The 24,799-nt window shown below is 67.8% G+C and carries 26 protein-coding genes and 6 pseudogenes; 20 read left to right on the top strand and 12 right to left on the bottom strand.

Features of this window, described 5'->3' with window-relative positions:
• Positions 1 to 297: 297 nt before the first annotated feature.
• A pseudogene (locus CCN51_RS57285) lies at positions 298 to 947 on the top strand (transposase family protein); the annotation flags it as partial.
• Positions 948 to 972: 25 nt separating this feature from the next.
• On the opposite strand, the gene CCN51_RS12755 reads toward CCN51_RS57285, so the two are convergent.
• On the bottom strand, positions 973 to 1,836 hold the full coding sequence (locus CCN51_RS12755; RefSeq protein WP_043492630.1) for an alpha/beta fold hydrolase: 864 nt from the start codon (positions 1,834 to 1,836) through the stop codon (positions 973 to 975).
• A 235-nt stretch (positions 1,837 to 2,071) separates the two neighbouring features.
• On the bottom strand, positions 2,072 to 2,323 hold the full coding sequence (locus CCN51_RS12750) for a hypothetical protein (protein WP_014181931.1): 252 nt from the start codon (positions 2,321 to 2,323) through the stop codon (positions 2,072 to 2,074).
• 498 nt (positions 2,324 to 2,821) lie between these two features.
• Here CCN51_RS12750 and CCN51_RS12745 point away from each other — a divergent pair, with 498 nt between their 5' ends.
• Positions 2,822 to 3,637 (top strand): class I SAM-dependent methyltransferase, encoded by an 816-nt coding sequence (locus CCN51_RS12745; RefSeq protein ID WP_014181930.1) that lies wholly within the window; start codon positions 2,822 to 2,824, stop codon positions 3,635 to 3,637.
• A gap of 67 nt (positions 3,638 to 3,704) precedes the next feature.
• Entirely contained in the window at positions 3,705 to 4,079 is a 375-nt protein-coding gene (locus tag CCN51_RS12740) for a serine/threonine-protein kinase (protein ID WP_014181929.1), read from the top strand.
• Here the strand turns inward: CCN51_RS12740 and CCN51_RS12735 are convergent.
• Positions 4,056 to 5,141, bottom strand: coding sequence for a DUF5937 family protein (locus CCN51_RS12735; RefSeq protein WP_014181928.1), 1,086 nt, complete (start codon positions 5,139 to 5,141; stop codon positions 4,056 to 4,058). The two genes, CCN51_RS12740 and CCN51_RS12735, sit on opposite strands and share 24 nt — an antisense overlap.
• A gap of 99 nt (positions 5,142 to 5,240) precedes the next feature.
• On the opposite strand from CCN51_RS12735, the gene CCN51_RS12730 reads away from it, so the two are divergent.
• Positions 5,241 to 6,482: an MFS transporter gene (locus CCN51_RS12730; protein WP_014181927.1), complete on the top strand. Its 1,242-nt coding sequence runs from the start codon at positions 5,241 to 5,243 to the stop codon at positions 6,480 to 6,482.
• A gap of 90 nt (positions 6,483 to 6,572) precedes the next feature.
• Positions 6,573 to 6,770, top strand: coding sequence for a hypothetical protein (locus CCN51_RS54910; RefSeq protein ID WP_211303219.1), 198 nt, complete (start codon positions 6,573 to 6,575; stop codon positions 6,768 to 6,770).
• On the opposite strand, the gene CCN51_RS12725 is transcribed toward CCN51_RS54910, so the two are convergent.
• Entirely contained in the window at positions 6,764 to 7,306 is a 543-nt protein-coding gene (locus CCN51_RS12725; RefSeq protein ID WP_014181926.1) for a hypothetical protein, read from the bottom strand. The genes CCN51_RS54910 and CCN51_RS12725 overlap by 7 nt on opposite strands.
• A gap of 417 nt (positions 7,307 to 7,723) precedes the next feature.
• Here CCN51_RS12725 and CCN51_RS56410 point away from each other — a divergent pair, with 417 nt between their 5' ends.
• The 3 genes and pseudogenes from CCN51_RS56410 (at position 7,724) to CCN51_RS12715 (ending at position 9,206) form a co-directional block, all read left to right on the top strand.
• The gene (locus tag CCN51_RS56410) at positions 7,724 to 8,095 is read left to right on the top strand and encodes a TetR/AcrR family transcriptional regulator C-terminal domain-containing protein (protein WP_014181925.1); all 372 of its coding nucleotides are present in this window, start codon (positions 7,724 to 7,726) and stop codon (positions 8,093 to 8,095) included.
• A 20-nt stretch (positions 8,096 to 8,115) separates the two neighbouring features.
• Positions 8,116 to 8,316, top strand: coding sequence for an alpha/beta fold hydrolase family protein (locus tag CCN51_RS59935; RefSeq protein ID WP_405385151.1), 201 nt, complete (start codon positions 8,116 to 8,118; stop codon positions 8,314 to 8,316).
• Positions 8,317 to 8,379: 63 nt separating this feature from the next.
• A pseudogene (locus CCN51_RS12715) lies at positions 8,380 to 9,206 on the top strand (SDR family oxidoreductase).
• Between the two features lie 325 nt (positions 9,207 to 9,531).
• Here CCN51_RS12715 and CCN51_RS12710 read toward each other — a convergent pair.
• Positions 9,532 to 10,581, bottom strand: coding sequence for an aldo/keto reductase (locus CCN51_RS12710; RefSeq protein WP_014181923.1), 1,050 nt, complete (start codon positions 10,579 to 10,581; stop codon positions 9,532 to 9,534).
• 114 nt (positions 10,582 to 10,695) lie between these two features.
• Here CCN51_RS12710 and CCN51_RS12705 point away from each other — a divergent pair, with 114 nt between their 5' ends.
• Positions 10,696 to 11,166 carry a MerR family transcriptional regulator gene (locus CCN51_RS12705; protein ID WP_014181922.1) on the top strand — a complete coding sequence of 157 codons (471 nt, stop codon included), beginning with the start codon at positions 10,696 to 10,698 and terminating at the stop codon, positions 11,164 to 11,166.
• Between the two features lie 95 nt (positions 11,167 to 11,261).
• Here CCN51_RS12705 and CCN51_RS12700 read toward each other — a convergent pair whose 3' ends face one another.
• Entirely contained in the window at positions 11,262 to 12,191 is a 930-nt protein-coding gene (locus CCN51_RS12700; RefSeq protein ID WP_014181921.1) for a dihydrodipicolinate synthase family protein, read from the bottom strand.
• Between the two features lie 129 nt (positions 12,192 to 12,320).
• Here CCN51_RS12700 and CCN51_RS12695 point away from each other — a divergent pair.
• Positions 12,321 to 12,831: pseudogene (locus CCN51_RS12695) on the top strand (transposase); the annotation flags it as partial.
• Positions 12,832 to 13,158: 327 nt separating this feature from the next.
• Here CCN51_RS12695 and CCN51_RS12690 read toward each other — a convergent pair.
• The 3 genes and pseudogenes from CCN51_RS12690 to CCN51_RS54305 form a co-directional block, all read right to left on the bottom strand.
• Complete coding sequence (locus CCN51_RS12690; RefSeq protein WP_238545540.1) at positions 13,159 to 14,262, bottom strand: type II toxin-antitoxin system Phd/YefM family antitoxin; 1,104 nt, start codon at positions 14,260 to 14,262, stop codon at positions 13,159 to 13,161.
• A 607-nt stretch (positions 14,263 to 14,869) separates the two neighbouring features.
• Positions 14,870 to 15,106 (bottom strand): annotated as a pseudogene (locus tag CCN51_RS53230) (ATP-binding protein); the annotation flags it as partial.
• The gene (locus tag CCN51_RS54305; RefSeq protein ID WP_143675787.1) at positions 15,064 to 15,663 is read right to left on the bottom strand and encodes a hypothetical protein; all 600 of its coding nucleotides are present in this window, start codon (positions 15,661 to 15,663) and stop codon (positions 15,064 to 15,066) included. The gene CCN51_RS54305 and the pseudogene CCN51_RS53230, both read right to left, overlap by 43 nt.
• Before the next feature lie 539 nt (positions 15,664 to 16,202).
• Here CCN51_RS54305 and CCN51_RS12675 point away from each other — a divergent pair.
• Positions 16,203 to 16,691: a CPCC family cysteine-rich protein gene (locus CCN51_RS12675; protein ID WP_319637620.1), complete on the top strand. Its 489-nt coding sequence runs from the start codon at positions 16,203 to 16,205 to the stop codon at positions 16,689 to 16,691.
• 92 nt (positions 16,692 to 16,783) lie between these two features.
• Positions 16,784 to 17,398, top strand: coding sequence for a dihydrofolate reductase family protein (locus CCN51_RS12670; RefSeq protein WP_014181914.1), 615 nt, complete (start codon positions 16,784 to 16,786; stop codon positions 17,396 to 17,398).
• 133 nt (positions 17,399 to 17,531) lie between these two features.
• Here CCN51_RS12670 and CCN51_RS12665 read toward each other — a convergent pair whose 3' ends face one another.
• Complete coding sequence (locus tag CCN51_RS12665) at positions 17,532 to 18,056, bottom strand: GtrA domain-containing protein (RefSeq protein ID WP_014181913.1); 525 nt, start codon at positions 18,054 to 18,056, stop codon at positions 17,532 to 17,534.
• A 296-nt stretch (positions 18,057 to 18,352) separates the two neighbouring features.
• Between CCN51_RS12665 and CCN51_RS54905 the strand changes: the two genes are divergently transcribed.
• Positions 18,353 to 18,514, top strand: a complete 162-nt coding sequence (locus CCN51_RS54905; protein ID WP_158104666.1) for a hypothetical protein — start codon at positions 18,353 to 18,355, stop codon at positions 18,512 to 18,514.
• A 201-nt stretch (positions 18,515 to 18,715) separates the two neighbouring features.
• A pseudogene (locus CCN51_RS59930) lies at positions 18,716 to 18,965 on the top strand (ISL3 family transposase); the annotation flags it as partial.
• A 318-nt stretch (positions 18,966 to 19,283) separates the two neighbouring features.
• On the opposite strand, the gene CCN51_RS12660 reads toward CCN51_RS59930, so the two are convergent.
• Complete coding sequence (locus CCN51_RS12660; RefSeq protein WP_014181910.1) at positions 19,284 to 20,327, bottom strand: NAD(P)-dependent alcohol dehydrogenase; 1,044 nt, start codon at positions 20,325 to 20,327, stop codon at positions 19,284 to 19,286.
• Between the two features lie 95 nt (positions 20,328 to 20,422).
• Between CCN51_RS12660 and CCN51_RS12655 the strand changes: the two genes are divergently transcribed.
• Positions 20,423 to 21,016: a TetR/AcrR family transcriptional regulator gene (locus CCN51_RS12655; protein WP_014181909.1), complete on the top strand. Its 594-nt coding sequence runs from the start codon at positions 20,423 to 20,425 to the stop codon at positions 21,014 to 21,016.
• Between the two features lie 258 nt (positions 21,017 to 21,274).
• On the opposite strand, the gene CCN51_RS12650 is transcribed toward CCN51_RS12655, so the two are convergent.
• Positions 21,275 to 21,793, bottom strand: coding sequence for a hypothetical protein (locus tag CCN51_RS12650; protein ID WP_043488214.1), 519 nt, complete (start codon positions 21,791 to 21,793; stop codon positions 21,275 to 21,277).
• 238 nt (positions 21,794 to 22,031) lie between these two features.
• Here CCN51_RS12650 and CCN51_RS12645 point away from each other — a divergent pair, with 238 nt between their 5' ends.
• The 5 genes and pseudogenes from CCN51_RS12645 to CCN51_RS12625 form a co-directional block, all read left to right on the top strand.
• On the top strand, positions 22,032 to 22,340 hold the full coding sequence (locus CCN51_RS12645) for a hypothetical protein (RefSeq protein ID WP_014181907.1): 309 nt from the start codon (positions 22,032 to 22,034) through the stop codon (positions 22,338 to 22,340).
• 141 nt (positions 22,341 to 22,481) lie between these two features.
• On the top strand, positions 22,482 to 22,700 hold the full coding sequence (locus tag CCN51_RS12640) for a hypothetical protein (protein WP_014181906.1): 219 nt from the start codon (positions 22,482 to 22,484) through the stop codon (positions 22,698 to 22,700).
• Between the two features lie 546 nt (positions 22,701 to 23,246).
• Positions 23,247 to 23,408, top strand: coding sequence for an SDR family oxidoreductase (locus CCN51_RS12635; RefSeq protein WP_078610785.1), 162 nt, complete (start codon positions 23,247 to 23,249; stop codon positions 23,406 to 23,408).
• A gap of 197 nt (positions 23,409 to 23,605) precedes the next feature.
• Entirely contained in the window at positions 23,606 to 24,037 is a 432-nt protein-coding gene (locus tag CCN51_RS12630) for an HIT family protein (RefSeq protein ID WP_014181904.1), read from the top strand.
• Positions 24,038 to 24,172: 135 nt separating this feature from the next.
• Positions 24,173 to 24,768, top strand: a pseudogene (locus CCN51_RS12625) (IS5 family transposase); the annotation flags it as partial.
• Between the last annotated feature and the right edge of the window lie 31 nt (positions 24,769 to 24,799).

Raw genomic sequence — 24,799 nt, 5'->3', positions numbered from 1 at the left:
GACGACGCTTACCGCTCGGAAATGCTGACGGCCCACACGTCCTCAGCCGGTGCCCGATCGCCTGGCCGTACTGCTGAGCGACGAGTTCCCAGCGGATCGGGCGGGTCAGCCGTCAGGGTTTGTGTGCGGTAGCAGCTCGGTCAGCGGATGGGCATACCGGTGGCGGGCCAGGGCCGGCACCCCCCCGGAACACATCGCGCGCGTCGTCGCCGACACCGTGACACGGCACCCGCGCTCGACGAGGGCCTGTCCGGTGAGTTGTGCCATGTACGGACGGTCGGGTCGTTCTGTTCGGCGGGCCGGATCGACTGGAGCATGACCAGTGCGGACTCAATGGTGTACGGGCCTATCAGCCTGCTGTCGGCGCACGCCGCCAGGCCGAGCATGTCCCCGGCGGCACCCACCAGCCGAGCCACCAGCCGACCGGACACCGTGCCGACGAGGCCCCGGGGCGCTCGCGGGGCGGGCTTGCGCCGAGGACCCACCTCATGGGTGAGGGCGGTCTGAGGCCGCTGGCTGTGCTGGTCGCTCCCGGGCAGTGAGGTGACGCGCCGCAGATGATCCCGGTCCTGGAACACATTTGGGTCCCATGCGTGGGTGGCGGACGTCTCCGGACGCGACCGGACCACCTGGGTGCGGACAGGCGTATTCCTTGCCCTGAAACCGCCGAAACAGCCGAAACCGCCGAAACCGCCGGTATCCGCGCCGACGCCAGATCAGCCACGCCATCCCAGAATCGGAGAACCCAACGGGCCAACGGGCACAGCCGCGGGGGCCGGCCCGCCGGCTTTGACCTGGCGCGGTACGTCCGCTGGAACGAAGTGGCCCGGTTGATCGGCAAGTTGAAGATCAGCCGCGCCGTGGCTATGCGCTTCGACGAGTGCGCCTACGTCTTTCACGGCGCTGTCACCGTCGCCGCGATCGGATTGTGGCTCCACCAGAGATGAGGGCCCGGGTCATGGCGGACTGCTTCTAGGCGGTCAGCCGATCCAGAATTCCCGCCACCTCCGCCGGGCGCAGGAGAAAGCCGACATGACTAGTGTCAAGGGTGTGCACGTCATAAGGGTTGTCAGGCGTCAGTGCGTCGGCCTCGGCGATCAGACGATCCTGCATCGCCACCGGCAGTGAGCGGTCGCCGGTGAGTCGAATATACGTACGGGCGATCGTTCCCCAGGTGTCAGCCTGCACGCGAGCATCAGCTGTCATCACGGCAAGCGACTCATCAGGCTGCAGAATGTTGAGAAAGGCACGGAACTGCTCGTCGGTGGCGTCCGCCATGACCGCTGCCTTGAGCGCGGCCAGCAGGTCGGGATCGGCCGTGCGGTAGTTCGCCCGTCCGACGCCGAGCCCGGCCGGGTCGCCCACGTTCAACGCGGCCAGCGGGGCCAACAGGTTGTCGGCGAACTCGGGCTCTTGCATGTACTCAACAGGGCTGGACCGCTGTACGCAGGACCACGCGGAAATGTACACAAGCGTGTCCACCAATTCGGGCACCGTGTTGCCCACTCCCGTGATGGTGGTGCCGCCAAGGCTTGCGCCTACCAGTACCACAGGTCCGTGCTGGGCCACTCGGCGGACGACGTCAACCACCATGCCCACGTTGTCCTGCAAGGTGACCTCAGCCAGCGTCGAAGGCTCGACCGCCCAGGCGTCCAGGTTCTGCGGGGCCTGATAGGCCACCGGGTACTGGGCGCCAAAGCCGTGGCCAGGCAGGTCGACGGCGAAGCTGCGATGGCCGAGCAACGCAAGTTCCCGCTGGACGGGCGCCCACATGAACGAACTGGAGCCAGAGCCGTGGACCAGCACGAACGTAGGGCCGACATGGTGAGTACTCATGATCCGGATCGTAATGGCCACACCGCGGCTTGACCTCTGGTTTTTCGGTAGCGGCCTGGCAGGACAACATCAGTGTCACCAGCCGGCGCGGTGCGGATTGATCTCGCGTTGGGTCAAGGTGAGCTTTGACTGATGCAGTGTGGGGCGGAGAGCGCCGCCATGGCTGGGTGCTGACAGCCCGTCCATGAAAAGCATCCCGACCCATTGGGCAAGCCCTAGTTGTTGAGGATGTCGGTCAGGTGGGCTTCCATCGGCTCGTCGGCGTCGTCGACTTCCCGGAACAGCTCATGCGGCCGGTGTGGATCTGCTGCTCGCTGTGGCAGTGGGCGCGCACCAGCTCCTCCAGGGCCGCCAAGGAGGCTGGCGAGAAGTCCCAGGTGCCCTTCAGAGCTCCCGTGTCCTGGCGCCAGTTGGTGAACTGCTGGGATCGGGCCTCCATCCAGGCCGACAGATCGGGTGCCAGTGATGGCTGCGGTGCCTCGTCCATAGGGCTTCAGGTCAGGGCTCATGACGCGACCCGATACCCCGGGATCAAACTCCAGTTCCAGGATGAAACATCGGAAGAAAACGATCTCCCAGGGGTTCGCGTACGCCAATCCGACGGGAGCGTGCTCGAGGCGGACGAGATCGTTGAGGAGTCAAGGCCGCGAAGACGGAGGCAGTGACAGAGTGACGGCGAGAAAGGGGGTGCCCGCGACTCCTTGTAGGGGACCTACAACAGTGGGGCGCTCGTGCCCGCTGCCCGTGCGGCGGGCTGGCTGGAACTGTGGAGGACCTGGGATTCCCCGCGGACCAGCCTGAGCGGGTGATCCGCGCAGAGAAGACAGCCACCGGCGCCGAGTGCCAGGCGGGGGTCGGCCCAGCCACACCGGAGTCGGCCGCCACAGTGTCCACGACATCGTGAGCACTGCTTCCTGCAAGTGGCACCGCCGGGTCGTGACAATTCACATGCGGAGCACCTCGGCCGACCAGTACGGTCGCGGGCATGACCAACACGGAGACGGACTGGCTCCAGCTCAACCGTGAGAACTGGGACGACAGGGTCCGTATTCACGCGGTCAGCAACTTCTACGACCTGCCCGGATTCCGGGCAGGCGGGTCCACTCTGCGTTCGTTCGAACTCGACGAGGTCGGCGATGTGTCCGGCAAGCGCCTTTTGCACCTGCAGTGCCACATGGGTCAGGACACTCTGTCATGGGCACGCCGTGGTGCAGAGGTCACCGGCCTGGACTTCTCCCGCGCCGCCGTCCGCGCTGCGCGCACACTGGCCGAGGACATCGGCATGACAGACCGCGCACGGTTCGTCGTCTCGGACGTCTATGAAGCGCCCGCAGCCCTGGACGGGGAGCGCTTCGACATCGTCTACACCGGCCTCGGAGCCCTGGTCTGGCTACCGGACCTACTCCGCTGGGCCAACGTGGTGTCCTCCATGCTGAAGGACGGCGGAGCCGTCTATCTCGCGGAATTCCACCCGCTCACCGAGCTGTTGGGCGAGGATGGTAAGACCCTGGAACACGACTACTTCCGGACCCAGGCTCAGACCTACGACTTCCCGCATACGTACACCGACGGCCCCCCTCTCACCAAGACGCTCTCGGTCCAGTGGCAGCATCCACTCGGAGAGGTGGTAACCGCACTGGCGCAGGCCGGGCTCCGGATCGAGTTCCTGCACGAGCACGACGCCATGCTCTTCCAGCGCTACCCGATGCTGGAGCGTTCCAGGAACGGGGAGTACCGCTTCCCAGCCGGCCACCCACGTATCCCATTGATGTACTCGATCCGTGCGATCAAGAGCGCCTGATCAAGCCGGAGATCGTCAGGACTGGCCTGCTCGGGCGGGGACGGATTCCCGCCCGCCGCTCGGGTGCGTGCTCTACGAGATGGTCACCGGACAGCGGCCCTTCGGCGGCACCTCCTGGCACCTGGTCAACCAGCATCTCGACGAACAGCCAACCCCCCTCACCAGCCTGCGCCCCGACGCGCGGCCGGAACTCATCAACCGCGTCGCGCAACTCCTGGCCAAGAACCCGGCCGAACGCCCGGACAGCGCCGAAGAAGTCTTCGAGGCCCTTGAGGAGATCTACGAGCACCACTTCGGCGACAACCCGCCAAGCCGTGGGCAGGACGTCACCTCGGAGTATGGAGCTGCCCGGCTGCCTGCCCAGTCGGGCGATGCTGTGAAGGCGGCGGTCGCCCGTGTTCCGGCAGACCGAAGCTACTCAGCGCAGTACGGCCGCCAGTAGGTCGGTGCCCAGCGCCGTCAGATCGGGCAGATTGAGGGTGTAGCGGACGTAACGACCGTGCCGCCGGGACGTGAGCAGGCCTGCGCGGCGCAGGACAGCGAGGTGGCGGGAAACCTCCGGGGGTGAAAGTTCCCAGGTATGGGCCAGCTCACTGGTGGTGTGCGGGCCGCGGGCCAGGGTGCGCAGCAGCCGCAGCCGTACCGGATGTGCGAGTGCCTCCAGCCGTAGTGTGACCGTTTCCAGCGATACCGGCTCTGATGGACTCGGCTCGGCCACCGGGTACTGCACCACCGGCTGCCACCCGGGCGCGTGGACCACCACCAGATGCGGGCTGCCGAATACACTGGGGATGAAGATGACCCCGGTGCCGTGGGCGGCGGTCGACTTGTCCTGCAGCTTGTCCAGGATGATGCAGTCGCCGTCCGGTGCCAGGGTGACCGCGCCGGAGACCGATGCGAGTGCCGCTCCGATGCCCTGGCGCTTCAGCAGGTCATTCTTCAGGCGCAGGTCGGTGGCGAGTTGCACGGCGACGCCCGTCCAGGCGGCGTCGAAGAAGGCCTCGGCGCACTGTTCGAGGGTGTGGCGCACCCGCGCCCGCACGGCGGCCGGGTCCGCGAGCAGCCGTTCCGCGAAGGCCTCTTGGAGCGCGCCGCGGGCCTGGGCCAGGTCCAGGGCCCGCTCGCGCGCAGTGGCGTCGGTGAGCGGCGACGGCGCGGCGAAGTGGATCCGGTTGCTGCCGCACGTGGTAATGAGCGCGGCGGTCACATAGGTTTCATCGTCGATCCGGTCTACATCGTCCAACTCCTCGGCGAGGGTCAGCCGGGGACGAGCGGGGACCAGGAAGTCGGCTCGTGAGGAACGCCAGAGGAACTCCGCCTCCCTGAGCCGCTCGGCCAGCTCCGGCCGCAGCCCGGCCCAGACGTCCCCGGCCCAGCCGGCGAGTTGCGGGTGATGCCCGGGTTCGGCCAGGACGTGCAGCATCGCGGTCAGCTCGGCCAGCGGGGAGGCAGCGAACCGCAGTCGCCCGGACGGCAGGCCGCCGATGTCGATCCTCAACGTCATCCCCTCATCATCGCTGGTCGGATCGCCGACGACCGCGTCGATTGACGGTGTCCGTCAACCGACATAGTCGGCCCGGCGGCCGAACGCACCGTTGACGCCATGGCAACCACCACCAAGATCCAGCCGCGCGCCCTCGTCCGTGCCTCCGGAGGCCCACGCTATGCCGTCGCCCTGGCCGTGGACGCGCTTGGCACCGGCTTGCTGCGGCCCTTTCTGCTGCTCTACGGGGTGACGGTGCTGAGGCTGTCCGCGCCGGCCACCGGCATCGCCATGACGGTCGGCGTCGTCGTGGGTCTGGCATGCATGCCCGCGGTCGGCCGATGGCTGGACCGGGGCGCACGCAGCACGGTCGTGGCAGCGTCGATGCTGGTGCGGGTGCTGGGCGTGGCGCTGCTTCTGGCCACCCCGGCGGGGTACGTCTGGCTGTTCGCGACGGCGGCGCTCTTCCTCGGCATCGGCAACCAGGCGTGGCCGGCCGCCCACGCCGCTCTCGTGGCCACGGTCGCCCACGGCCGGGAACGTGACGCCGCTCTTGCGGGAGGCCGTGCTCTGCGCAACGCCGGTCTGGGCGTGGGCGCGCTCATCGCCACCGTATGCCTGGCAGGCGGCACCACCGCATTGCAGGCGTTGGCAGCCGTCACCGGGCTCGCCTATCTCGCCGCGGCGGCCTTGGCGTGGTCGGTCCACCTACACGCACACCCGGCCGCTACCCCCGCCAAGGACAGGGACGACGGGCCCGCACCTCGGATGCGGGCGCTACTGGCCGCCAACGTGGTCTACGTCTTCTGCCTCAACGTCCCCGAAGTCGCGCTTCCGCTGATCCTGGTGACACAGTTGCACGCATCCCCGGTGTGGTCGGCAGCCATCTTCGTGGCCAACACGGTGCTGGTGGTCACCCTGCAGGTTCCGGTGACCGTCCTGATGTCCCGCTTCTCCCGGCGGACCGTGCTGGCTCTCGCCGGCGTGGTACTCACCGCGTCCTACCTCGGATTTCTCGCGGCCACCTCACTGGGACACAGCTGGAGTGCCCCGGCCGTCGCCACGGTGTCCGTGGTCTGCACCATCGGCGAGATCATCTATGCCGGCAGCGCCACCGCGCTCGTCACTGCCCTCGCCCCGGCCCATGTCCTGGGACGCGCCCTCGCCCGCTTCCAGCTCTCCACGGGCTTCGGCCTCGCCGTCTCCCCGGCGGTCATCACCGCTCTCGCCCCCCACGGCCCGGCCGCCCTCTGGGGCAGCCTCGCCGCTGCGACGCTCCTCTCCGCCTTCGCCGTTGCCACCGAGGAGGATCAGGGGACGCGGCTCAGCGGTTGCCGCCGCCGGGCGCGACCAGGCTCGTGAGCTCGGCAGCACCACGACGCGCTGCCCGACATGGGCAGCGGCCCGGTCCAAGCGCTGCCGCCATGCGTCAGGAAATGAAGGTGAGGGACGTTGAGACCGACGGCGCAATGGCGCAGGGAAGGCAGCATCGTGCGGCTGTCGCCTACACCAGCGGTGCTGCCCGGGCTGCATGTGGGACGTCGTGGCGCCCGCGTACGGCCGGGTGACGATGAACTCACCGTATCGGCCCTGGTCACGACCGAGGACGGCGTGGTCGTCACGGTTGCCCAGCTGGACCTGCCTCAGTAGTCGTACGCGATCTCCTCGGGCGGCCCGGACGCGACGAACCACCACGAGTGCTCCTCCGGCATGCCCCGCGGGATCGCGTCGGCCGGGAGCGGCGGCACCCTGGTCGCGACCTCGCGCATCTCCTCGTCCGTCGCCTCCGCCCAGTCGGACGCGACCAGCGCCGTCGGCGGCAGACCGGCGTCCCGCAGCAGGACCTCGACCACGCTGCGGGTGAAGCAGGCGTTGTACCAGCCGGTGGACGTCTCGCTCTCGAGGGCCAAGTCGAGCTCGACGAGGTATACGGCGAAGTCGCCGCCATGGCCGTCGAGTACCTCACGGACGTGGCCGTAGAACGCCATGAGCCGCTGCCCGGCCCACTCCGCCGACGGGTCCTGCCGGCGCAGCAGCCACAGCGCCAGCACGGCGGCCAGGGCATCGCCCAGCGTCGCGGCCCGCGCCCGGTGGCCCCCGCGCGTCTCGGCGAGAACACCGATGGTCCGGTCGAACCCGGCGAAGTAGGCGTCGGCGCCGGAGCGGGGGAAGTCGTATCGCACCACGGTCCACGGCTCCCGTTCAGTTATTCAGGAAGGACCCGAAGGCCGCATCACGACGCGGCCATCGGCATGTGCGCAGATCATGACGGTGAGCGTAACGGGCTCGCCCTCGTCGTCCGTCGTCTCCACGATGCTGGCCGACCGGCGCCCTGCTGTGCGCGACCAGTTGTTCATCGGTGAGGGCCGTCGGCCGTGATGCCAAACCCTGTCCTGGACGCTGCGGATGCCATTGGCATCACCTGAAAGACCTCGGTGGCCTGGCGCTCCAGTCGGCCGTCACCGCCGCAAGCCGTGCGGGCGTTGCGTGGATCTGCGAGGGGACTCGCTCAATGCCGTACTCGTGATGTCGGCGCAAGGCGCGCAGTCGTTGCTGCTCGGCCGTTCTCGGCTGGATCAAAGGAGAACCTCATCGACCTTGCCGTGGATGAGGTCATTGCGGAGATCGAACTGGACGGCATCGACGGTATGCCCTGGCGGGAGGCCCTCACCCGCCAGCTGACCCGGAGCAGACGCGCCATGCGGCGCCACTCCTGGCTGCCTGCCCTGGTGGCCACCCGCCCACTACTCGGCCCCCACGCCCTCGCACGATCCGAGCTGATCTGTTCCGGGCTCAACAGGGCCGGACTCGAAGGGCCCCAGCTCACCGCCGCCGTCGCGGCCCTGACCTACTACGTGTCCGTCGTGATGACGAGCGCGTGCACGATTTCACCGCGGCCCGCAACCACGACTGACTTCCGGACGACGAGCTCTCACAGGCGCCCCTGTCCTCGATCGTGGTGCCCACGCTGGTGATCCACGGGACCGCCGATCCGATGTTCCCGCTCCGGCACGGTGAGGCACTGGCGGAACGGATCTCCAGGGGAAGGCTGTTGGTTCTGGAGGCCGCCGGCCATGGGGTCGAGCGAGCCGACTGGGCGCCGGTCGTCCCCGCAATCCTCGAACACACTGCCGCAGACAGTGCTGGCCAGAGCGTGTCCGGGAACGTTCACCGGGTTTGGTGGTCAGGCCGGTGACAAGTTTGCCGAGGCCCGGGCGGCCTGCCTGGGAGGAGCGGGGCTGCCCTATCGTTGGGCGCCATGAGGGTCTTGATCATCGGCGGCAGCGGGTTTCTGGGGAAGGAGCTTGTGCGTCAGGCGATCGCTGCGGGCTGGGAGACGGCCGCGACGTACTGCTCCCGCCCGGGCAGCATGCCCGGAGCCTCGTGGTACCAGCTCGACCTTCGTGCCCCCGGGCAGGTCGATGAGGTACTGGCGCGGCGGTTGCTCCCAGTGCCGTCATCAACGCGACGAGCGGATGGAGCGACTGGACGGTCACCGCCGACGGCTCGATCCGCGTGGCGGTAGCCGCGACGAAGCGCGGTTGCCGCCTGGTCCACGTCTCCAGTGACGCCGTGTTCTCCGGTTCCCGGATCCACTACGACGAGGCCTGCCTGCCTGATCCCCTCACCCCTTATGGTGCGGCAAAGGCGGCCGCCGAGACCGCTGTGCGGCTGCTGGCGCCGGCCGCTGCGGTCGCACGCACCTCGTTGATCATCGGGCACGGCGGATCCGTTCACGAGCGCATGGTCCACGCCCTGGTTGCCGGCACCCGCGATGGCGTCCTGTTCACCGACGACATCCGCTGCCCGGTGCACGTCGAAGACCTCGCCTCTGCTTTGCGGGAACTCGTCATGTCCGACCAGGCCGGGATGTTCCACCTTGCCGGAGCGGACGCCCTCAGCCGTCACGAACTCGGCGTTCTCATCGCCCGACGCGACGGAATCGACGCAACCCGGCTGCCTGCCGGGCGCCGAGCCGATACCCCCATGCCCGGGGCCCTGGACGTTCGCCTCGACAGCAGCGCTACCCAGGGACGCGTGCGCACACGGCTGCGTGGAGCGCGAGCGTTCCTTCAGGCTCGGTAGGACGAGGGTGGGGGGAACTGCGGCAGAAGCCTGAACTGCGGAAAGGCTTGGACTGCGCGAGATGCCTGCTCGGCAGGGTCGATTGAGGTGCTGTCCAGGCCGAGGTGGCCGATTACGCCGCTGTCCTTTCACAGGCACGACGGAAGGGCTGATGCTGACCTTGTTGGCTGCAAGATCAGACCAGAAACAGACAGTTACCGGCCGCCGCCCGGCGGCCGGTAACCGGGTGTTCTCGAGTGGGTCCGACCAGCTCCGCCCAACACCTTTGAAGATCGCTTCCCATGGGAGGGGCGATCGTTTCCCGGCAGGAGGGCAGTCGCCGACCTCAGGCCGCGGCGCGTTGGGCGAGTGGGCGGCGCCGCAAGGCGGTGTCGGTCAGTGATCGCGGGGGGAAGGAGGTGCTGGGGTTGTACCGGTTCACCCCGGGCGGCACGTTTTCGTCGATCCGGTCGAGGGCCGCGTCATCCAGGGTGAGCGCGGCGCCCTTGAGTAGATCCTCCAGCTGTTGCATGGTCCGCGGTCCGATGATTGCCGAGGTGACGGCGGGGTGGGCCACGGTGAAGGCTACGGCGAGCTGCGGGAGGGTGCAGCCAATGCTTGTCGCGAGTTCGATCAGCTGTTCGACGGCATCGAGCTTGGCGGCGTTTTCGGCGATCGCGGGATCGAAGAACGCCGGGCGGAGCGCGGCACGGCCGGCTGCCAGGTCGACGGGCTGGTCCTTGCGATGCTTGCCGGTGAGGAATCCGAAGGCGAGGGGGCTCCAGACCAGTACCCCCATTCCGTAGCGCTCGCAGACGGGCAGGAGCGAGGCCTCGATCCCGCGGGCCAGAATCGAATAGGGCGGCTGGGCGGTGCGGAAGCGTCCGAGGCTGCGGCGCTCGGAGACGTGGTGCGCCTCGACGATCTCCTCGGCCGGGAAGTTCGAGCAACCGAAGGCGCGGATCTTTCCCTGGCGCACGAGGTCGCTGAGCACCGAGAGCGTCTCCTCGATGTCCGTGGAGTGGTCGGGGAGGTGGACCTGGTAGAGGTCGATCCAGTCAGTGTTCAGTCGCCTGAGGCTGTCCTCGACCGCCTTGAGGATCCAACGCCGCGAGTTGCCACTGCGGTTGCGGCCCTCACCCATCTGAAAGTGGACCTTGGTGGCGAGTACGACGTCGTCACGGCGCCCCCGCAGCGCCTTTCCCACGATCTCCTCGGACTCACCCTGTCCGTACATATCGGCGGTGTCGACAAAGTTGATCCCTTGGTCGAGGGCGGCGTGGATGATGCGGACACAATCGTCGTGGTCGGGGTTGCAGCCATCCTGGAACATCATGGTCCCGAGGCAGTGGACACTGACCTCGATACCGGTTCTGCCGAGGGTGCGATAGCGCATGGTGATGCTCCCTTTTCAGTTCAACCGATCACGCAGAGCGACAGAAGCGTCGAACGCACGAGTCACCCTAGGAACTAGACTCGGCTCTAGATCAACCCCGTTACCCTGACCGGCATGTCAGAGATCAGGACAAGTCTGAGCATCGGACAGGTCGCCGAACGCACCGGTTTGAGCGTTCACGCGCTGCGCTTCTACGAGCGCGAGGGCCTCTTCGTCAACGACGTGCGACGCGGACCTGGCGGGCGCCGCGTCTACAGCGAGGATGACGTGGACTGGCTGACCGTTTGCATCATTCTCCGCGCCTCAGGCATGCCCCTGCCCGCGCTTCGCCGATACGCCGACCTCGTCAGAGAAGGTGCCGGTAACGAGGAAGAACGGCTCAGACTCATGCGCGAGCACTATGAGCACGTCACCGCCCAGATCGGCAGGCTCACTCAGTCCCTGGACCTGATCAGGTTCAAGGTCGGGGTGTACGAGGACCTTGTCGACCAAGGCAGCGTCTCCGCCCGTCAATGCCACGCCCCATCCCTTTCGGCTGGCGAAGAACGCACGCCACTGCTTCGCCACGAAGCAGTGGTCGAGTAGTTGGCGACGCACCACGATCACCCGCCGCCGCTTCACCGCCCCGTGTCGCGCTGCGGGCAGCAGGAGGCGGCGGGAAGGGCGACCAGCCTGCCCAGCTACACCGGGAAGAGCTCGGGCAGCAGCCGGTGGGCGTCGGCGCGGGCCGGTGCGACCGCGTCGACGGGCGCCGACGACGCCGGCCAGCGCAGCGTCACGCCGATGTCTGCCCAGCCACCGACGGTGGCCAGGAACTTGTCCAGCGCCGGGTTGGACAGCCCGCGGGCCTGCAACGGCGCGAGGTGCCGGACGAAGAACTCGCCGATGCGCCGCTCCACATCGGCGGCCGCGGCGGGATCCGTCATCATCAGCCGATGCCACGCGACCGCGCCGCGAGGTGTCATGGCTGCGATGTTGGAGTAGCTGCCGTGCGCGCCGCGAGCCAGCCCGGACGCCAGCAGGTGGCCGGGCACGAAGATCGACAGCTGGGGCACGGCGTCCGCCATGGCCGCGTACCAGGCGTCGTCGCCCCCGGCCATCTTGACCCCGACCAGTTGGGGGACCTGGGCAGCCACCCGTTTGAGAAGCGGCGGCGGCACCTGGGTCTTGGCATGCGGCGGGTTGTAGAGCACCAGCGGCACGTCGCCGGCGGTCTCGGCCGCACCGACCAGGAATCGCACGACCTCGTCATCGCTCAGCGGGACCCAGTCCGGCAGGATCACCTGGATGGCGCCCGGCCGGAGCGCGGCCGCGCGTCGGATGCGATCGAGCATCGTCGGTGTGGCCGGATGCGAGGCACCGATCTGGTATGGCAGCCCGGCCGCCTCACACCGCTGTGCCAGCACCGCGTTCACCCGGTCGAACTCGGCTTCGTCGAGGGTGTGGAACTCGCCTGCGGTGCCGTGAGCGTAGACGCCATCGATGCCGCTGGTCAGCAGCACGTCGAGCTGGCCCGTCAGCCGGTCCCAGATGATGTCGCCTCGCCCCTTGATGGGGAGCAGGAGCGTTCCCCACACTCCGGTGACTTCGTCCGCCGCCAGTGGCTTCATCGGCGCTCCCTTCCGACGCGGTGAGTCTAGATGATCGAATTGAGGGGGCGGTGCTCATCGGCGGACGCGGTGGGAGCGAATACAGACGGCCTCGGCGACGGTGAGCCCCGTCTCGCCGCGCAGCCAGTCCTTGCGCCGGAACACCGCCGTGGTCACGGTGCATTGTACGGCGGCTTGAACAAGGGGCGCCTGGATGTCGACCGGCTGCGGCGGACGATCGCCGGGCTTCCGCTGCCGAAGGCGGCCGACGGCCGCCACCGTCCAACTGCGCGAGATCGTCGAGCGGCTCATCATCGCCGGGCAGTGGCACGACGGGGACCCTGACACCCTGGTTGTGCTCGACTCCCGGTATGACGCCGCGCGCCTTGCGCACCGGCTGGCGGGGCTGCCCGTCGAGATTCTCGGCCGTCTGCACTCGGACCGGGTGATGCGCCGGCCGATGCCACCGCGCGTCTACGACCCCCAAGGCGGCCGACCGCCCAAGCACGGCAGCGAGTGAGCCTTCTGCGCCCCGGCCACCTGGGGCGACGAACAGGCCGTAACGGTCACCGACACCCGGCTTTACGGAAAGGCCACCGCGCAGGCGTGGAACCGGCTGCACCCACGGCTGACCGCGCGACCGAACTGGACGACCGGGCACGCACCGAATCGACTCCGCCCGAAGCGGAGATCAAGCGCATTCGCACCCTGATCCGCCGCGCCGAGACCGCTTGTGGACAATCACGTAATTCGGCTCTGTCGACGATCTTGTGATCGAGCCAGTCAGCTCGCGAGAAGTATGCGGCGGCGCAGCAGGTCGCCGCGGCGGTCGTGGAGCATGGCTGCGAAGTCGAGGACATGTCTGGCTGTGGCGTCGAGGTGCGGGCAGGTGGCGCGGATTTCTTTGAGTTCCTGGGCGTCGCCGGAGGAAAGCCGACCAGCATCCGGGCGCTCGCCCCACGGGCTGTACCGGTAGGACGTTGTCCGCTCAGCGGCGGGCGGGGCGGGCGCAACGCACGTGCCCGGATGTGATCGCGTCCCGGGGCAGGGACAGGTCGAAGGCGCGTTCCAGTCCGGCGAAGAACAGCGGAATGCTGTCCGCCCAGTCTGTTTCCTTTTCCGCGCGGCGGATGTGCGGGTTGAGGAAGCCCAGAGGCGCGTTCGGGGCGAATGGTGTCTCACCCGGGGTGTACCAGATGAGCTCGTACATGTCTCGCCGTGCGTCAGCGCGGTCCTCGATCGGGAAGGGGTTCTGGTACACCCCGTCCTTGCTGTAGCTGAAGTCGTAGATGGCCTTGGCCATGGTCGCGGTCAGAGTGATCTGCTGCGGGGGAGGCGGGTTGAGGAGGGGAGAGAAGGCGTTGTCAAAGTCGTGGTAGCCCAGCCACGTCCACCCGGCTGCTTCCCCGAAAACGAGCACGCGAAGGAGGTCGTCAGTACCGTCGCGTGCATCCCACTCTCGCACCTGGTGCAGCAGCAGCCCGTCGGTGATGTCCTGAGCGTCGGCTCCGTAGGCGAGTGCGATCTCTTCGGCGGCCGGGCCCTTGATGAATTCGAGCACCGTGAAGGGCTCCTGGTCTCTCCAGTCGTCGGCGATCCACGCTATGCCATCGCCGACCGGAGGCTGGCGAGCGAGGAACTCCTCGAACGCAGCCGCCTGCTTCGGGTCCATGTAGCCCTGGCGGCCGGTGCGCGCGTTGCCCTCCAGCCAGTTAAGCTCGTCCACGGACCGAAGCTCGGCCACGATCACGCGGCCCCGTGTGAACGTCATCCGCACCCCGTCGGTATGCACATACCGAATATAAGAGCCCTGCTGCTCCGGGCCGACCGGACACTCCTGCACCATTTTCGGCCGGGGTCTCGGGCCGCCGTGTACCCGTTGCGCAAAGTGCTCCAGATCGGCCAGCTCGGCCGCTGGGAGGAGCACGCCCGTCGGCTCGCCGCCGTCGGTGATACACACCCGCTCGCCAGTCTCCTCGACACGGCCGATCAGACGCCCGAAGTCTGCTATGACCTCGCACAGTTCAATGCTGTTCATATCCCGGACAATACCGGCAGCCCCGCCCGTGTCAGGACGATCGCAGACTTTCACCCTGACGAGCCGAAGTCAGTAACCGGCGGGCGTCTACCCTCCGGTGGAAGCCCCCCAACCAGCATCACCTGCCGACGAAGCGAGCGATCATGGCTGATCAGACGAGCCCTCAGCGACTGTATTCATGGGGACGTTCCCGGTTCGAGAGCCAGTCGGCTCCAGTCGTCTGGTCCGGTTGTGTACTTCGCGCCGCGAGTCGGAACCCCGGGGACTTCCCAGAAGTCGACGATGCTCTGCTGCTGGCCGAGACCGAAGAGCGGTGGCCGCAGGCCCGCGAAGTGTTCGACCGACTGCGGCGACGAAGCCTGGATCAAAACGCACCGCTGAACGAGGAGCAGGCCCTGCTGTTCACCCTCGCTGAGCTGGTTGCCAAGGTGGCCCACAACGCTGCAGGCGTACGGCCTCCGTTCGACCATGACTCAGGATGGCGCATCGGGCCCGTCGCCCACCGGCTCATGTCAGCAACAGACGACCCCCGGCTTCAGGCCGAGCTCACAACAGCTCTCGGCGGACGGCCAGAGGACATCTGACACCGATGCGGCAACGAGGCAGAACCTGTTGAGTTTCGGTACCGCCTCGCACGGGTTCGGCGGAACATGTGCGCTTTACTGAACGACTCGTTCGACGCGATCGCGACGCTGTTCTTCTCCTCGCGCTCGGTCAGAACCTGGAGGCGCAGTTCGGCGCCGCGGCGGTCGAGCTCCATGTGGCCCGGCTCATCAATGCATAAAAGATCAACACGGCCGTACCGGGCGATGGTCTTGGCCAACTGCTTCTCATCGGTGGCCTCGACCAGCTCGTTCACCAGCTTCGTGGCAAGGGTGTAGCGGGCTCGGTGGCCCTGCCACGGCGTTGCAGGAGCTGGTCGTATTGGGCCACCAACGGCAGCGGCCGGTCATCCGACTGGAAGGGGAGACACCTTCCAGTCGGAGGAACGTCACCGTCGCCGCGGGCCCGTCGGCCGAACCCGTAACAGGCCAGGCAGACGGCAGCATCTCGGCGGCCTCGCCCTCGGCGGCCTTGCGGGGCCTCCAGCGCGACCGCGTCCGCGTCCGCGGTCAGCGCGCCCGCCCGGTAGGCGGCGGCGAGCCCTGCGACGACGTGTTCGTGCTCCATGTGCCGTGCTGGCAGCAGCACCTCGATCAGCGCGCGGGTGCCGACTGCCTCGCCGTGCGCGGCCCGCGCCGCTGTCCACCACTTGTCGTGGACGGGGGAACCGTCTGCCGGAGCGGGCCGCCTCCAGCGGGGTGGAGCCGGAGAACGCGTCGGGCTTGCGCAGTAGGGCTTCCAGGTAGTGGTCCAGCACCAGGCGGGAGCCGCCGCGGCCGGCTTGCCGCTCGTAGTGACCTCGGTGCGGCCGTCGTAGACCACCAGGTCGTCGGCGTGCAGCAGCACCCGCAACTGTCGGCCGATGACCGCACCGGACGGAGTAGATGTTGCTGCGGACGCTGATTTGGCTGTAGCGGTTGACCTGCGGGGTGAACCAGCGGCCCGTCTCGAACACCTCGCCCGGCAGCGGCTTGAGCAGCCCGTGTTCCCGCGCGAAGTACTTCCCGATCGTGCGGGTGCGCGAGCGCAGTCGGCGCCCCTCGTCGGCCAGATCCCATCGGTCGACCAGCTCGTTCAGCTCCGCCAGCGAGGCGGCCTCGAGAACGGGGGCGAAGTGGTTGCGGCAGAAGTACCCGATCTGCCCCTCGACACCGCCCTCCTCATGAGCGCCCTCGATGCCGGGCCGGCAGTAGAAGGCTTCGATACACCAGTGCGAGCGAAACGCGGTCCACCGGTCGGACTCCACCCGGGCCCGTGAGAGCCCCAGCCCCCGCTCGACCGCGGCGCGCAGATTGTCGTAGCGGATCCGGCCGCGCGGCATCCCACTCATATGCGGGTCTCGATGTCAATCCCAGGAAACCCGCCGGGAGCTCACGTTGTTGTGCGGCAGGATGACGGACATGACCCTGAAGTACCCTTGCGTCTGCTGCGGCCACCTGACTATGGAGGAATCACCCGGCTCGTATGAAATTTGCCCGGTCTGCTTCTGGGAGGACGACGCGGTGCAACTGCGCTGGCCCGACTGGGCGGCGGGCGCCAACCGGACCTCGCTGATCAAGGCCCAGCAGAACTTCCAGGGCTACGGGGCATGCGACGAACGGGCGATGGAACACGTTCGACCGCCCGGCGATGATGAGCCGTTTGACCCCAGTTGGCGCCCCATCGATCCCGAACGCGATCATTTCGAGCCCCGAGCCGTCCAACTGGCCGCCTGGCCGAACGACAGCTGGTTGGCTCGGCGAAGGAGCTGGCGGACGAGCTGCAGGCTGCCGTACACCTCTCTGCGGCGCGGCGGATGGCCGTCCCGTCGCCGACCTCTGCATGTGCCGGCGTACGCCCCAACCTGGAGGCATATGGGATCTATTAGGGCTGATCGATAAGGAGTGAGCTCTATGGGGATATCGGGCTCGTATCCGGCACACGCTTCATGCGTGAGCGATGAGTTCGGGCGGCGGATCGGGTCTGCCCTGATATGACTCGAATCATCGCTGACATCTCGGTCTCGCTCGACGGCTTCGTCACCGGGCCCGACCCCGGCCCGGACCACGGTTTGGGCACCGGCGGCGAGGCCCTGCACACCTGGGCGTTTTCCGACGACCCCAACGACCGCCGGATCCTGCGCGAAGCGACTGCCCGCTCGGGCGCCGTCGTGCTCGGTCGCCGACTCTTCGACGTGGTCGACGGGCCGAGTGGCTGGGACGACACGTCCGGCTACGGGGCCGGCGAGGTCGGCAAGCCCGCGTTCGTCGTCGTGACGAGTTCGCCGCCGAAGTCGGTGCGGCTCACCGACCTCGACTGGACATTCATCACCACCGGTCTGCCCGACGCCGTCACCGCCGCGCGCGAACGCTCCGAGGCGGCGTCGTTTGACAGTGGCAAGGACCTCGACGTCGTCCTCATGGGCGGCGGCGCCACGATCGCCTCGGCACTCGACACCGGGCTGCTCGACACGCTGACGCTGCATCTCGCGCCCGTCGTACTGGGCGCCGGGACACCACTGTTCACCGGCGGAGCGCCGCGCACACTGGTGCAGCGGAGCGTGACCTCGACATCGGCCGCGACACACCTGACCTACGACGTTCTCTGACGACGTAGTTGCGGAACTTCACATCAAGCCATCAACGGCGCCCCGGTGGGGCGCCGTTCCTCATGTGTTTCAGTGGTCAGTCCTGACCACACGACCTCACTTCGGGGATCGACGACAGGCGCCAGTGGTTCGGTCAGGCGGCGTAGTGGAGCATCGCGGGGTCGGTCGGGGCCGGGGCATGGGCCACGGTCGCGTGCACGGGGCGGGCGGTGCGGACGGTGCCTGTGGCCTGCGAGCGGTTCCGCGCGAAGACGACGAGGCGCAGCACCGCGAAACGCGCGGCGCCGGTGAGTGCGGAGGCGGACAGGTAGACGACCTGTTCGAGTCTCGCGCTGGGTGCCGCCACCAGGTGCTGCAGGGCAAGCATCGCCATGCAGGTCACCGCGTATGCGGCTGCCGCGGACCCGGCCGACTGGGCATGCTGGCGCCGGGTCGCGCGCCCGCCCGCGCCGAAGGTGAAGCGGGCGTGCAGCTCGGTGGCGAGGAGCGTGGAGACCGCGGTAACGAGGCCGTTGGCCAGGGCCCAGGGAATCCAGGAGGCGAGAGCCGCCACGGCGAAGCTGGAGGCGATCCCCACCCCGCCGCCACAGACCACGAAGCGGGCGAAGGCGGTGAAGGCGCCGGGCGCAGCCTGCTCCTGGCTGTGTGCTGTCTCCACGATCCGACCCCTTCGATGGCTCACTCCGCGCACGCCCCTCGGCCTGCGAGGCCGAGGGGCGTGCCGCCCGTGCCGCCAGCATGGCACATAAATGACGCCATCGCGAGCCAGATATGGTGCCACTTGCGTCATCGGTGGCGTGGCGGTGTGGACGGAGTTGCGAATATGCAGGTCAGCGACTTAGCGCAGCTTCGGTGCACCTGCCGTGGTACCCGCCGGAGGTACAAGAGAGTTCCGGTCGGCGATGTCCGCGGAGCGGGCTCGGCGGATGGCCGAGGGCGCCGAAGGGGCAGCGTATGTACGCCGACGCGGTGGGCGCGGGCCGGCGACGCTGGCGCGGCTGCCTGGCTGGACGAATGCCGCTCGGCCTGGACGGGGTACTCGGCATCGCCGAGTACGTCGTCGTTGCTGACGCCGGCCCGCCGCAAATCGTCCTCACCCGCGTCCAGCTGTGCTGACGTTTCTGACGTCGGCGAGTTGATGCTCGAAGTCGCCCCGTCGGCCGCGTTGTCGGGGCGGACCGGCAGGGATGACCACTCGGGGTTGATCGCTTGGAGCAGAGCGGCGCGCAGCCTGGATCCGTATTGCTTGAGCGTCATTTCCAGGGTGTTGCGAACACGCTGAATGCCGGCCCGGGGGATTGGCGGGGGACGAGATCCGAGCGGCTTCACCTCAAGGCGGTCCGGCCGCATTGCCCCGTACTCAACGCTTTGACCTGCCGCGTCCGGTCCTTCGTGGCCATGCTCACGGACCGCCAGGGCAAGCGGCGAGGCTGTGGTTGCCGACCTCACGCTGCCCTGGCGCTCGGGTGCCGTAGAAGGCCATGTCAACCGGGTCAAGATGCTCAAGCGCCAAATGTTCGGCCGCGCTGGCTTCCAACTCCTTCGTAAACGAGTCCTTCTGGCGTGACTGTCCTGGGTCAGTGAATTTCGATTGGACGCCATCGGAGTTTGAGTGGCGTGGGTCACGGTCCGCAGCCGCGTGCTCGCTGGAGTGGTGTTGCCGCCCGTCGCCTGCCCGGCGGGATGCGCCCTCTGTGTGACGGGACCGCGACGGATGGGGCGTGCCGTCGGGCGTCGAATGGCCCGGTCCCGGATCCGGCAGCGTCTGGGAGAACGTCAGGGCAGGGTCAGGATGCGGGGCCCTGGTCGGTGATGGCGACGGTGTGCTCGATCGTCAGGAGTAGATGGAGGCCCCGGACGCGCCGCGTCTCCTGGCCCTTGCCGTTCACTCCAGGTCGGACATGTCGAGTACGAAGCGGTAGCGGACCTCATTGCGCCGGAGACGGTCGAGGGCTTCGTTCACATGCGTCGAGGGGAGCACCTCGATGTCGGCGGTGATGCCGTGTTCGGCGCAAAAGTCGAGCATGGCGGCGGTCGCGAGCCTGCCGCCGCTGCCTGCGGAGCTGAGTTTCTTGCGTCCCACGAGCAGGTCGGTGGTCTCCACGGTGACGGTTCCGAGGTGCCCGAGGTGGCTGAGTGTTCCGTCCACGGCGACCAGGCGCAGGTAAGGGCCGAGGCCGTGCGGGGCGGAGATGGTGTCGATGACGACGTCGAACCGGTCGCGGGCGTCAGCCATCTGTTCCGGGTCCGTGGAGACGATGAGACCGTGGGCGCCGAGACGACGAGCGTCGTTGGCCTTGTCCGGTGAGCGGCTGACAACCGAGGTGTCGGCGCCGAGCGCCACGGCGATCTTGACCGCGAGATGGCCCAGGCCGCCCAGTCCCGCCACGGCGACGCGGGTCCCCGGCCCCACACCGAGGGCGTGCATCGGTTCCCAGACGGTGATCCCGGCACAGAGCAGAGGAGCGGCGGCGGCCGGATCCAGGCCGGCGGGAAGAGGGTAGGCGAAGCGGTCACGGACGACGTACTCGCGGGAGTAACCCCCCAGGGTGGTCGATCCGTCGTGCCGGTCGATGCCGTCGTAGGTCAGGGTCGGGAAGGCGTGGCAGAAGTTCTCCTGACCGGCCCGGCACATGGCGCACTCGTCGCACGAATCGACGATGTTGCCCACCGCAACCGGGTCGCCGACGGTGAAGCGGGTGACCGCAGGTCCGACCTCGGTCACCACGCCCGTGAACTCGTGCCCCGGCACCAGGGGCCGGCCTCCTTCGCCATTCCGGGCGCTGACTGCGTGGACATCGGTGTGGCAGACACCGCAGTAGTCGACCCGGACGGCGAGGTCGTCGGGGCGCAGGTCGCGCCGTTCCAGTGGCGTCCGCAGCAGTGTCGACGACGAGCCTTCCACCTGCCAGCCAATGGTGTTCCTCATAGCGCCTCCTCGTAGACAGACTGTTCGGTCTATTTACCGTAAGCGCATCCGGCCCGTGCAAGCAAACCAACTGTTCTGTCTGGTAGCGTCGGAGCATGGCTGATCAGCCCCTGACCTCGCGTGGAGCCGCGACGTACCAGCGCATCCTCGATGTGGCGACCCAGGAGTTCGCCGAGCATGGGATCGCCGGTGCGCGCGTCGAGCGGATCGTGGCTGCGGCGCGCACGAACAAGGCGCAGCTCTACGCCTACTTCGGCAGCAAGGAAGGGCTCTTCGACGCCATCTTCTTCGGCTCGCTGGAGCGGATCGTGAATGTCGTCCCGATCGACGCCACCGACCTCGCGGACTGGGCCGTACGCCTCTACGACGAGTATCTCCGCCGCCCCGACCTCATCCGACTGGCCACCTGGGCACGTCTGGAGCGACGCCCGGCCGGCCACCTGGTCGACGACCCCGACCGCCTCGACGACCGCAAGCTGCGTGCCATCGCCAAGGCCCAGGCCGCCGGTCTGGTGCGCCAAGGAGACCCATTCGACGTGATGGCCATGGTGATCGCCATGTCCATGGCGTGGTCACCGGTCAGCAATGTCTACGCGGCGACCGCGCAGGAGCCTCCCGAACTGCATGAGCAGCGTCGAACCCTGCTCCGCGAGAGCGTCCGCCGCGCCATGACGGCCGACCAAATCTAGCTCTGCGCCCCTCCAGCCATCTGCGTGCCCAGATGAGGCCGGCCGCGCAGCGGGCCCCACGCGGCTTGACCTCACCATTGGGAAGCCGCTGCGGCCTCGACGTCATCGCGAAGGTGCGTGATCGTGTCTGTTGGTGCCAGGTTCACCCCGGCCCGCGCAGGCTGCGCGGCTCGACGATCCGCAAGAGTCGCGCGCTCTACTTGACGGAAGGCCACTCCCTGTTGCCACCTGCGGCTGTTTTCGCGTGGCGGGCGGACCTCAACTCTTGACGGCCTCTGCGATCTGTAGGGCGGCCTGGGCGGGCGTGAGGTGCCTGGTGTCGACGACCTCGGCCTCGCCGTGTAGCCACGTGCGGGCCGCCTCGGCGTAAGGCTCGAGGTATTTGAGGCGGAACGGGGAGGGGGCGGGAGTGTCCCCCTCGATACGCCCGCGGAGGGTGTACTGGTCAGCGTGGAGGACGAAGTGCCAAACCGGGATGGCATGGTGGGCGAGGCCCGTGCTGATCTCGCGCCAGTACTGCTCGACCAGGACAGTCATGGGCATCACCAGAGTGCCGCCGGTGTAGTCGAGTACGCGGCGGGCGGTCTCGACGACGAGTTGCCGCCATGGCGGCCAGTGCTGGAAGTTGTCCGTCCCGGGCAGCCCTGGCGTGATGTCCATGAGTGTCTCGCCGACCTTCTCGGCGTCGAACACCCGTGAATCCGGGATCAGTTGCTGCACGAGTGGACTGGTCGTTGTCTTGCCTGCGCCGTGGGTGCCATTGATCCATACGATCACGGGACCCGATGTTAGCGCCGTGCGGGCCGCGGGCCGCGGGGATGGGCGCGGCGGCAATCCTGTACGGCTTCGGCGTTTCCCAGGGCGTTGTCAGCCACCAGTACCCGGTGTCACGTATCTCGAATCGCAAGGACAAATCACCCAGGGTGCCTTTTGTGGCCAAGTGGCACTGTGAGTGGCTGCCTGTCGCCGCGAGTCACATTTCTCCGGCAGCACGAGCTCGTCTAGAATCGAACATGTGAGCGTTTTTCCGTCTGGCCTCGACCGGCTGCGGCTCGGCGGCTCGGGTGCAGGGCTCGGGCAGTGCGCAGTGGCGTACCGCGTCATGCTCCAGTTCGAGGAAGGCGGCCCGGCCGTCACCGGGGATTGGGCCTCTGGCGCTACCGCCCTGCGTACCTACCGGGCGTGGGTCGGGCTGTACGGTGGCGGCCCGACCGTGGTCATCCGCCTGATTGAGGAAGCCGACGGTCGTCGCCGTGAGGTCAGGACCTGGACCGCGCAGGGAGAAACCGAGACGCCGCAGGGCCCCGACGGGCGCGGGGGCTGAGCTCTGCTCGGTAACCAGGCCGCGGGCGGCAAGGTGAGGGGTGATTGGGCGTACCGGCCACGTTGCCTTCCCTGAGATAATCGAGGCCGGAGCTATCCGCAAACACATGATCCGGAACGAGACGCGAGCGAGGAACCTCGGATGCCTGAAGACCCGATCAGCCAGGAGATGGCCCGCATCCTCAATGAGAAGCTGCAGCGGGTGATCGACAGGCAGACCGAGCACACGATCGCGTTGGCCAATCACACCGCGTCGTTGGACCGGCTGGAGAAAGGCCAGGAGGAGCTCAAGAAGGGGCAGGACGAGCTGAGGACGTTGCTGCAGCAGCTCGTCAATCGCAACGGCACCGACGCTGACTGACGCGCTCCGAACCCACCTCGGCGCGCTGGGGAGGCGCGGTCAGGCGCTGTGCTGACATGGGGAAGGCCCTCGAGCCCGTAAAGCGACGGGTTCGAGGGCCTTCCGCGTGTCCGGGATATGCGGTGGGAGTCGATGTGTCCGCTCTCGTGGCGGTTTGGGTGGCGAGTGTGCGGTGGCGGTGGGCGATCATGGGCCTGCGGCCGATCAGAGGGCCGTCGGGGGTGAAGTGTGCTTGAGGCGGGTGGCGTTCGAGGGCGGGGGGGTAGTTCCAGGGCATGCCAGGGTGAGCGGAGTGCGGAGATATCTGGAGCAATCCGGCATTGCATCCTGGATGTTCCGGACCGTTTGTATGCAGGCGTGGTCCGGGATGGCCCGCACCCGGATCCGGGCTGGCCCTCTACTGGCCGATATATCCGTGAACAGGCAGGCGAGGCTTTGTCGTGTGGGCGGACTCTCTTCTCTCCGTGCCACAGGTCGTGACGCGCGGGACGCCGCGCAGCCCTGGGCGGAGATCGAAGGGGAACTGGGGATTGAACTGCCCGGTGACTGGACGAGGATGTCCAGGCATCGCTGTCCGCCTCCCACCCCCTGGTTCGGATCGCCCGCCCCGAGGAGAGCGCCGACGCCGTGGTCTTCCCTGCCTCCGACAAGTCCAGCTCCATCACGGGCGCCGCCCTGACCGTCGACGGCGGCTACAGCGTCCCGTAACACACGACCCCGCTGCGCTCGCGCTGTTCGGGCATGCCGTCAGTCGGGCCTCGCGCAGCGTGACAGCGACCCCGGGCACGGTGTCCTTGCGGTCGGCGAGCTCTGGGAAACGAGATGTCCCTCTGGGTAATGGCCTGCCAGACTCGTTGATCTCGCTGGACAGGTCGGCGGGTGAGATGACTTAGGAGGTCTCCAGGGTGAGTGACTGCGCGTTCTGCAGGATCGGGCAAGGCAAGATCGATGAGGACTTGGTTGCCTACCGTTCGGAAAGCGTCTTTGTCGTCCCCGCGCTCAAGCAGCGGCAGAACAATCCTGGTCATGCCCTTGTCCTGCCTGTGTCACATGTGACCGGTCTGCATGACGTGCCAACTGATCTCCTGCATGAGCTCTTCGAGGTCACAGCGAGAGTGACCTCTGCGGTGAAGGACGCCTACGGGGCTGTCGGAAGCACAGTCACACAGAACAACCACATCCCAGGTCAAGTACTGCATCACGTACACGTCCATGTCATCCCCCGGTTCGAGGACGACGGGTTTCGCATACCTGACCCGGAATCGTATGAAGCACCACGAGAGGCGCGACTTGCCCGGGCTGCGGCGCTGCGTCAGGCATTGCAGCCGTGTTTGTAAGCACTTGTTTTGGGACCAGAGTTCCGAGTTGTTTTGGCCCCACCTCGATCGGGTGGTTCTAGAGCGTGTCTTCAATTGATCTTGAGTAGTGGATCATGGTCGGGTGATACGTCGCCATGAACTGTCCGATTCGAGCGGATGCTCCGGGCCGCCCAGGCCCGGGCGGACGCGGCGGGCGAGATCGACTGGGTGGTGTCGGTCGACTCCACCGTCGTACGCGCCCACCAGCATGCCGTCGGAGCCAGAAAAGGGGGCTCCGCATCCCCGCACTCGGACGCTCCCGGGGCGGCCTGACCGGCAAGATCCACCTGGCCTGCGATGCCCCGGGGCGCCCGCTCGGCGTCGTGCTGACGGGCGGCAACACGAACGACTGCACGCAGTTCACCGCCGTGATGGAGGCGATCCGGGTGCCCCGCCTTGGGCCGGGACGGCCCCGGCTGCGGCCCGCTCATGTGCTGGGCGACAAGGGGTACAGCTCCCGCGCGATACGCACCTGGCTGCGGCGGCGCGGCATCGCCCACACCATTCCCGAGCGGGCCGACCAGAAGCGCAACCGAACCCGCCGCGGCAGCCGAGGCGGACGCCCGCCCCGCTTCGACAAGCAGCGCAACGTCGTGGAAGGGTGTTTCAACCGCCTCAAGCAGTGACGTGGCATCGCGACCCGCTACGACAAGACTGCCGAGTCCTACCAAGTGGCCGTCACCCTCGCCTCGCTCCTGATGTGGGCGTGACATTTGAAGACAACTCCTAGTGTCCTGAGTC

Origin of the sequence: Streptomyces milbemycinicus, from assembly GCF_002154605.1 — a bacterium.
GTDB lineage: Bacteria > Actinomycetota > Actinomycetes > Streptomycetales > Streptomycetaceae > Streptomyces > Streptomyces milbemycinicus.
Note: the sequence above shows the minus strand (reverse complement) of the source record. Positions and strands in the feature narration are given on the sequence as shown.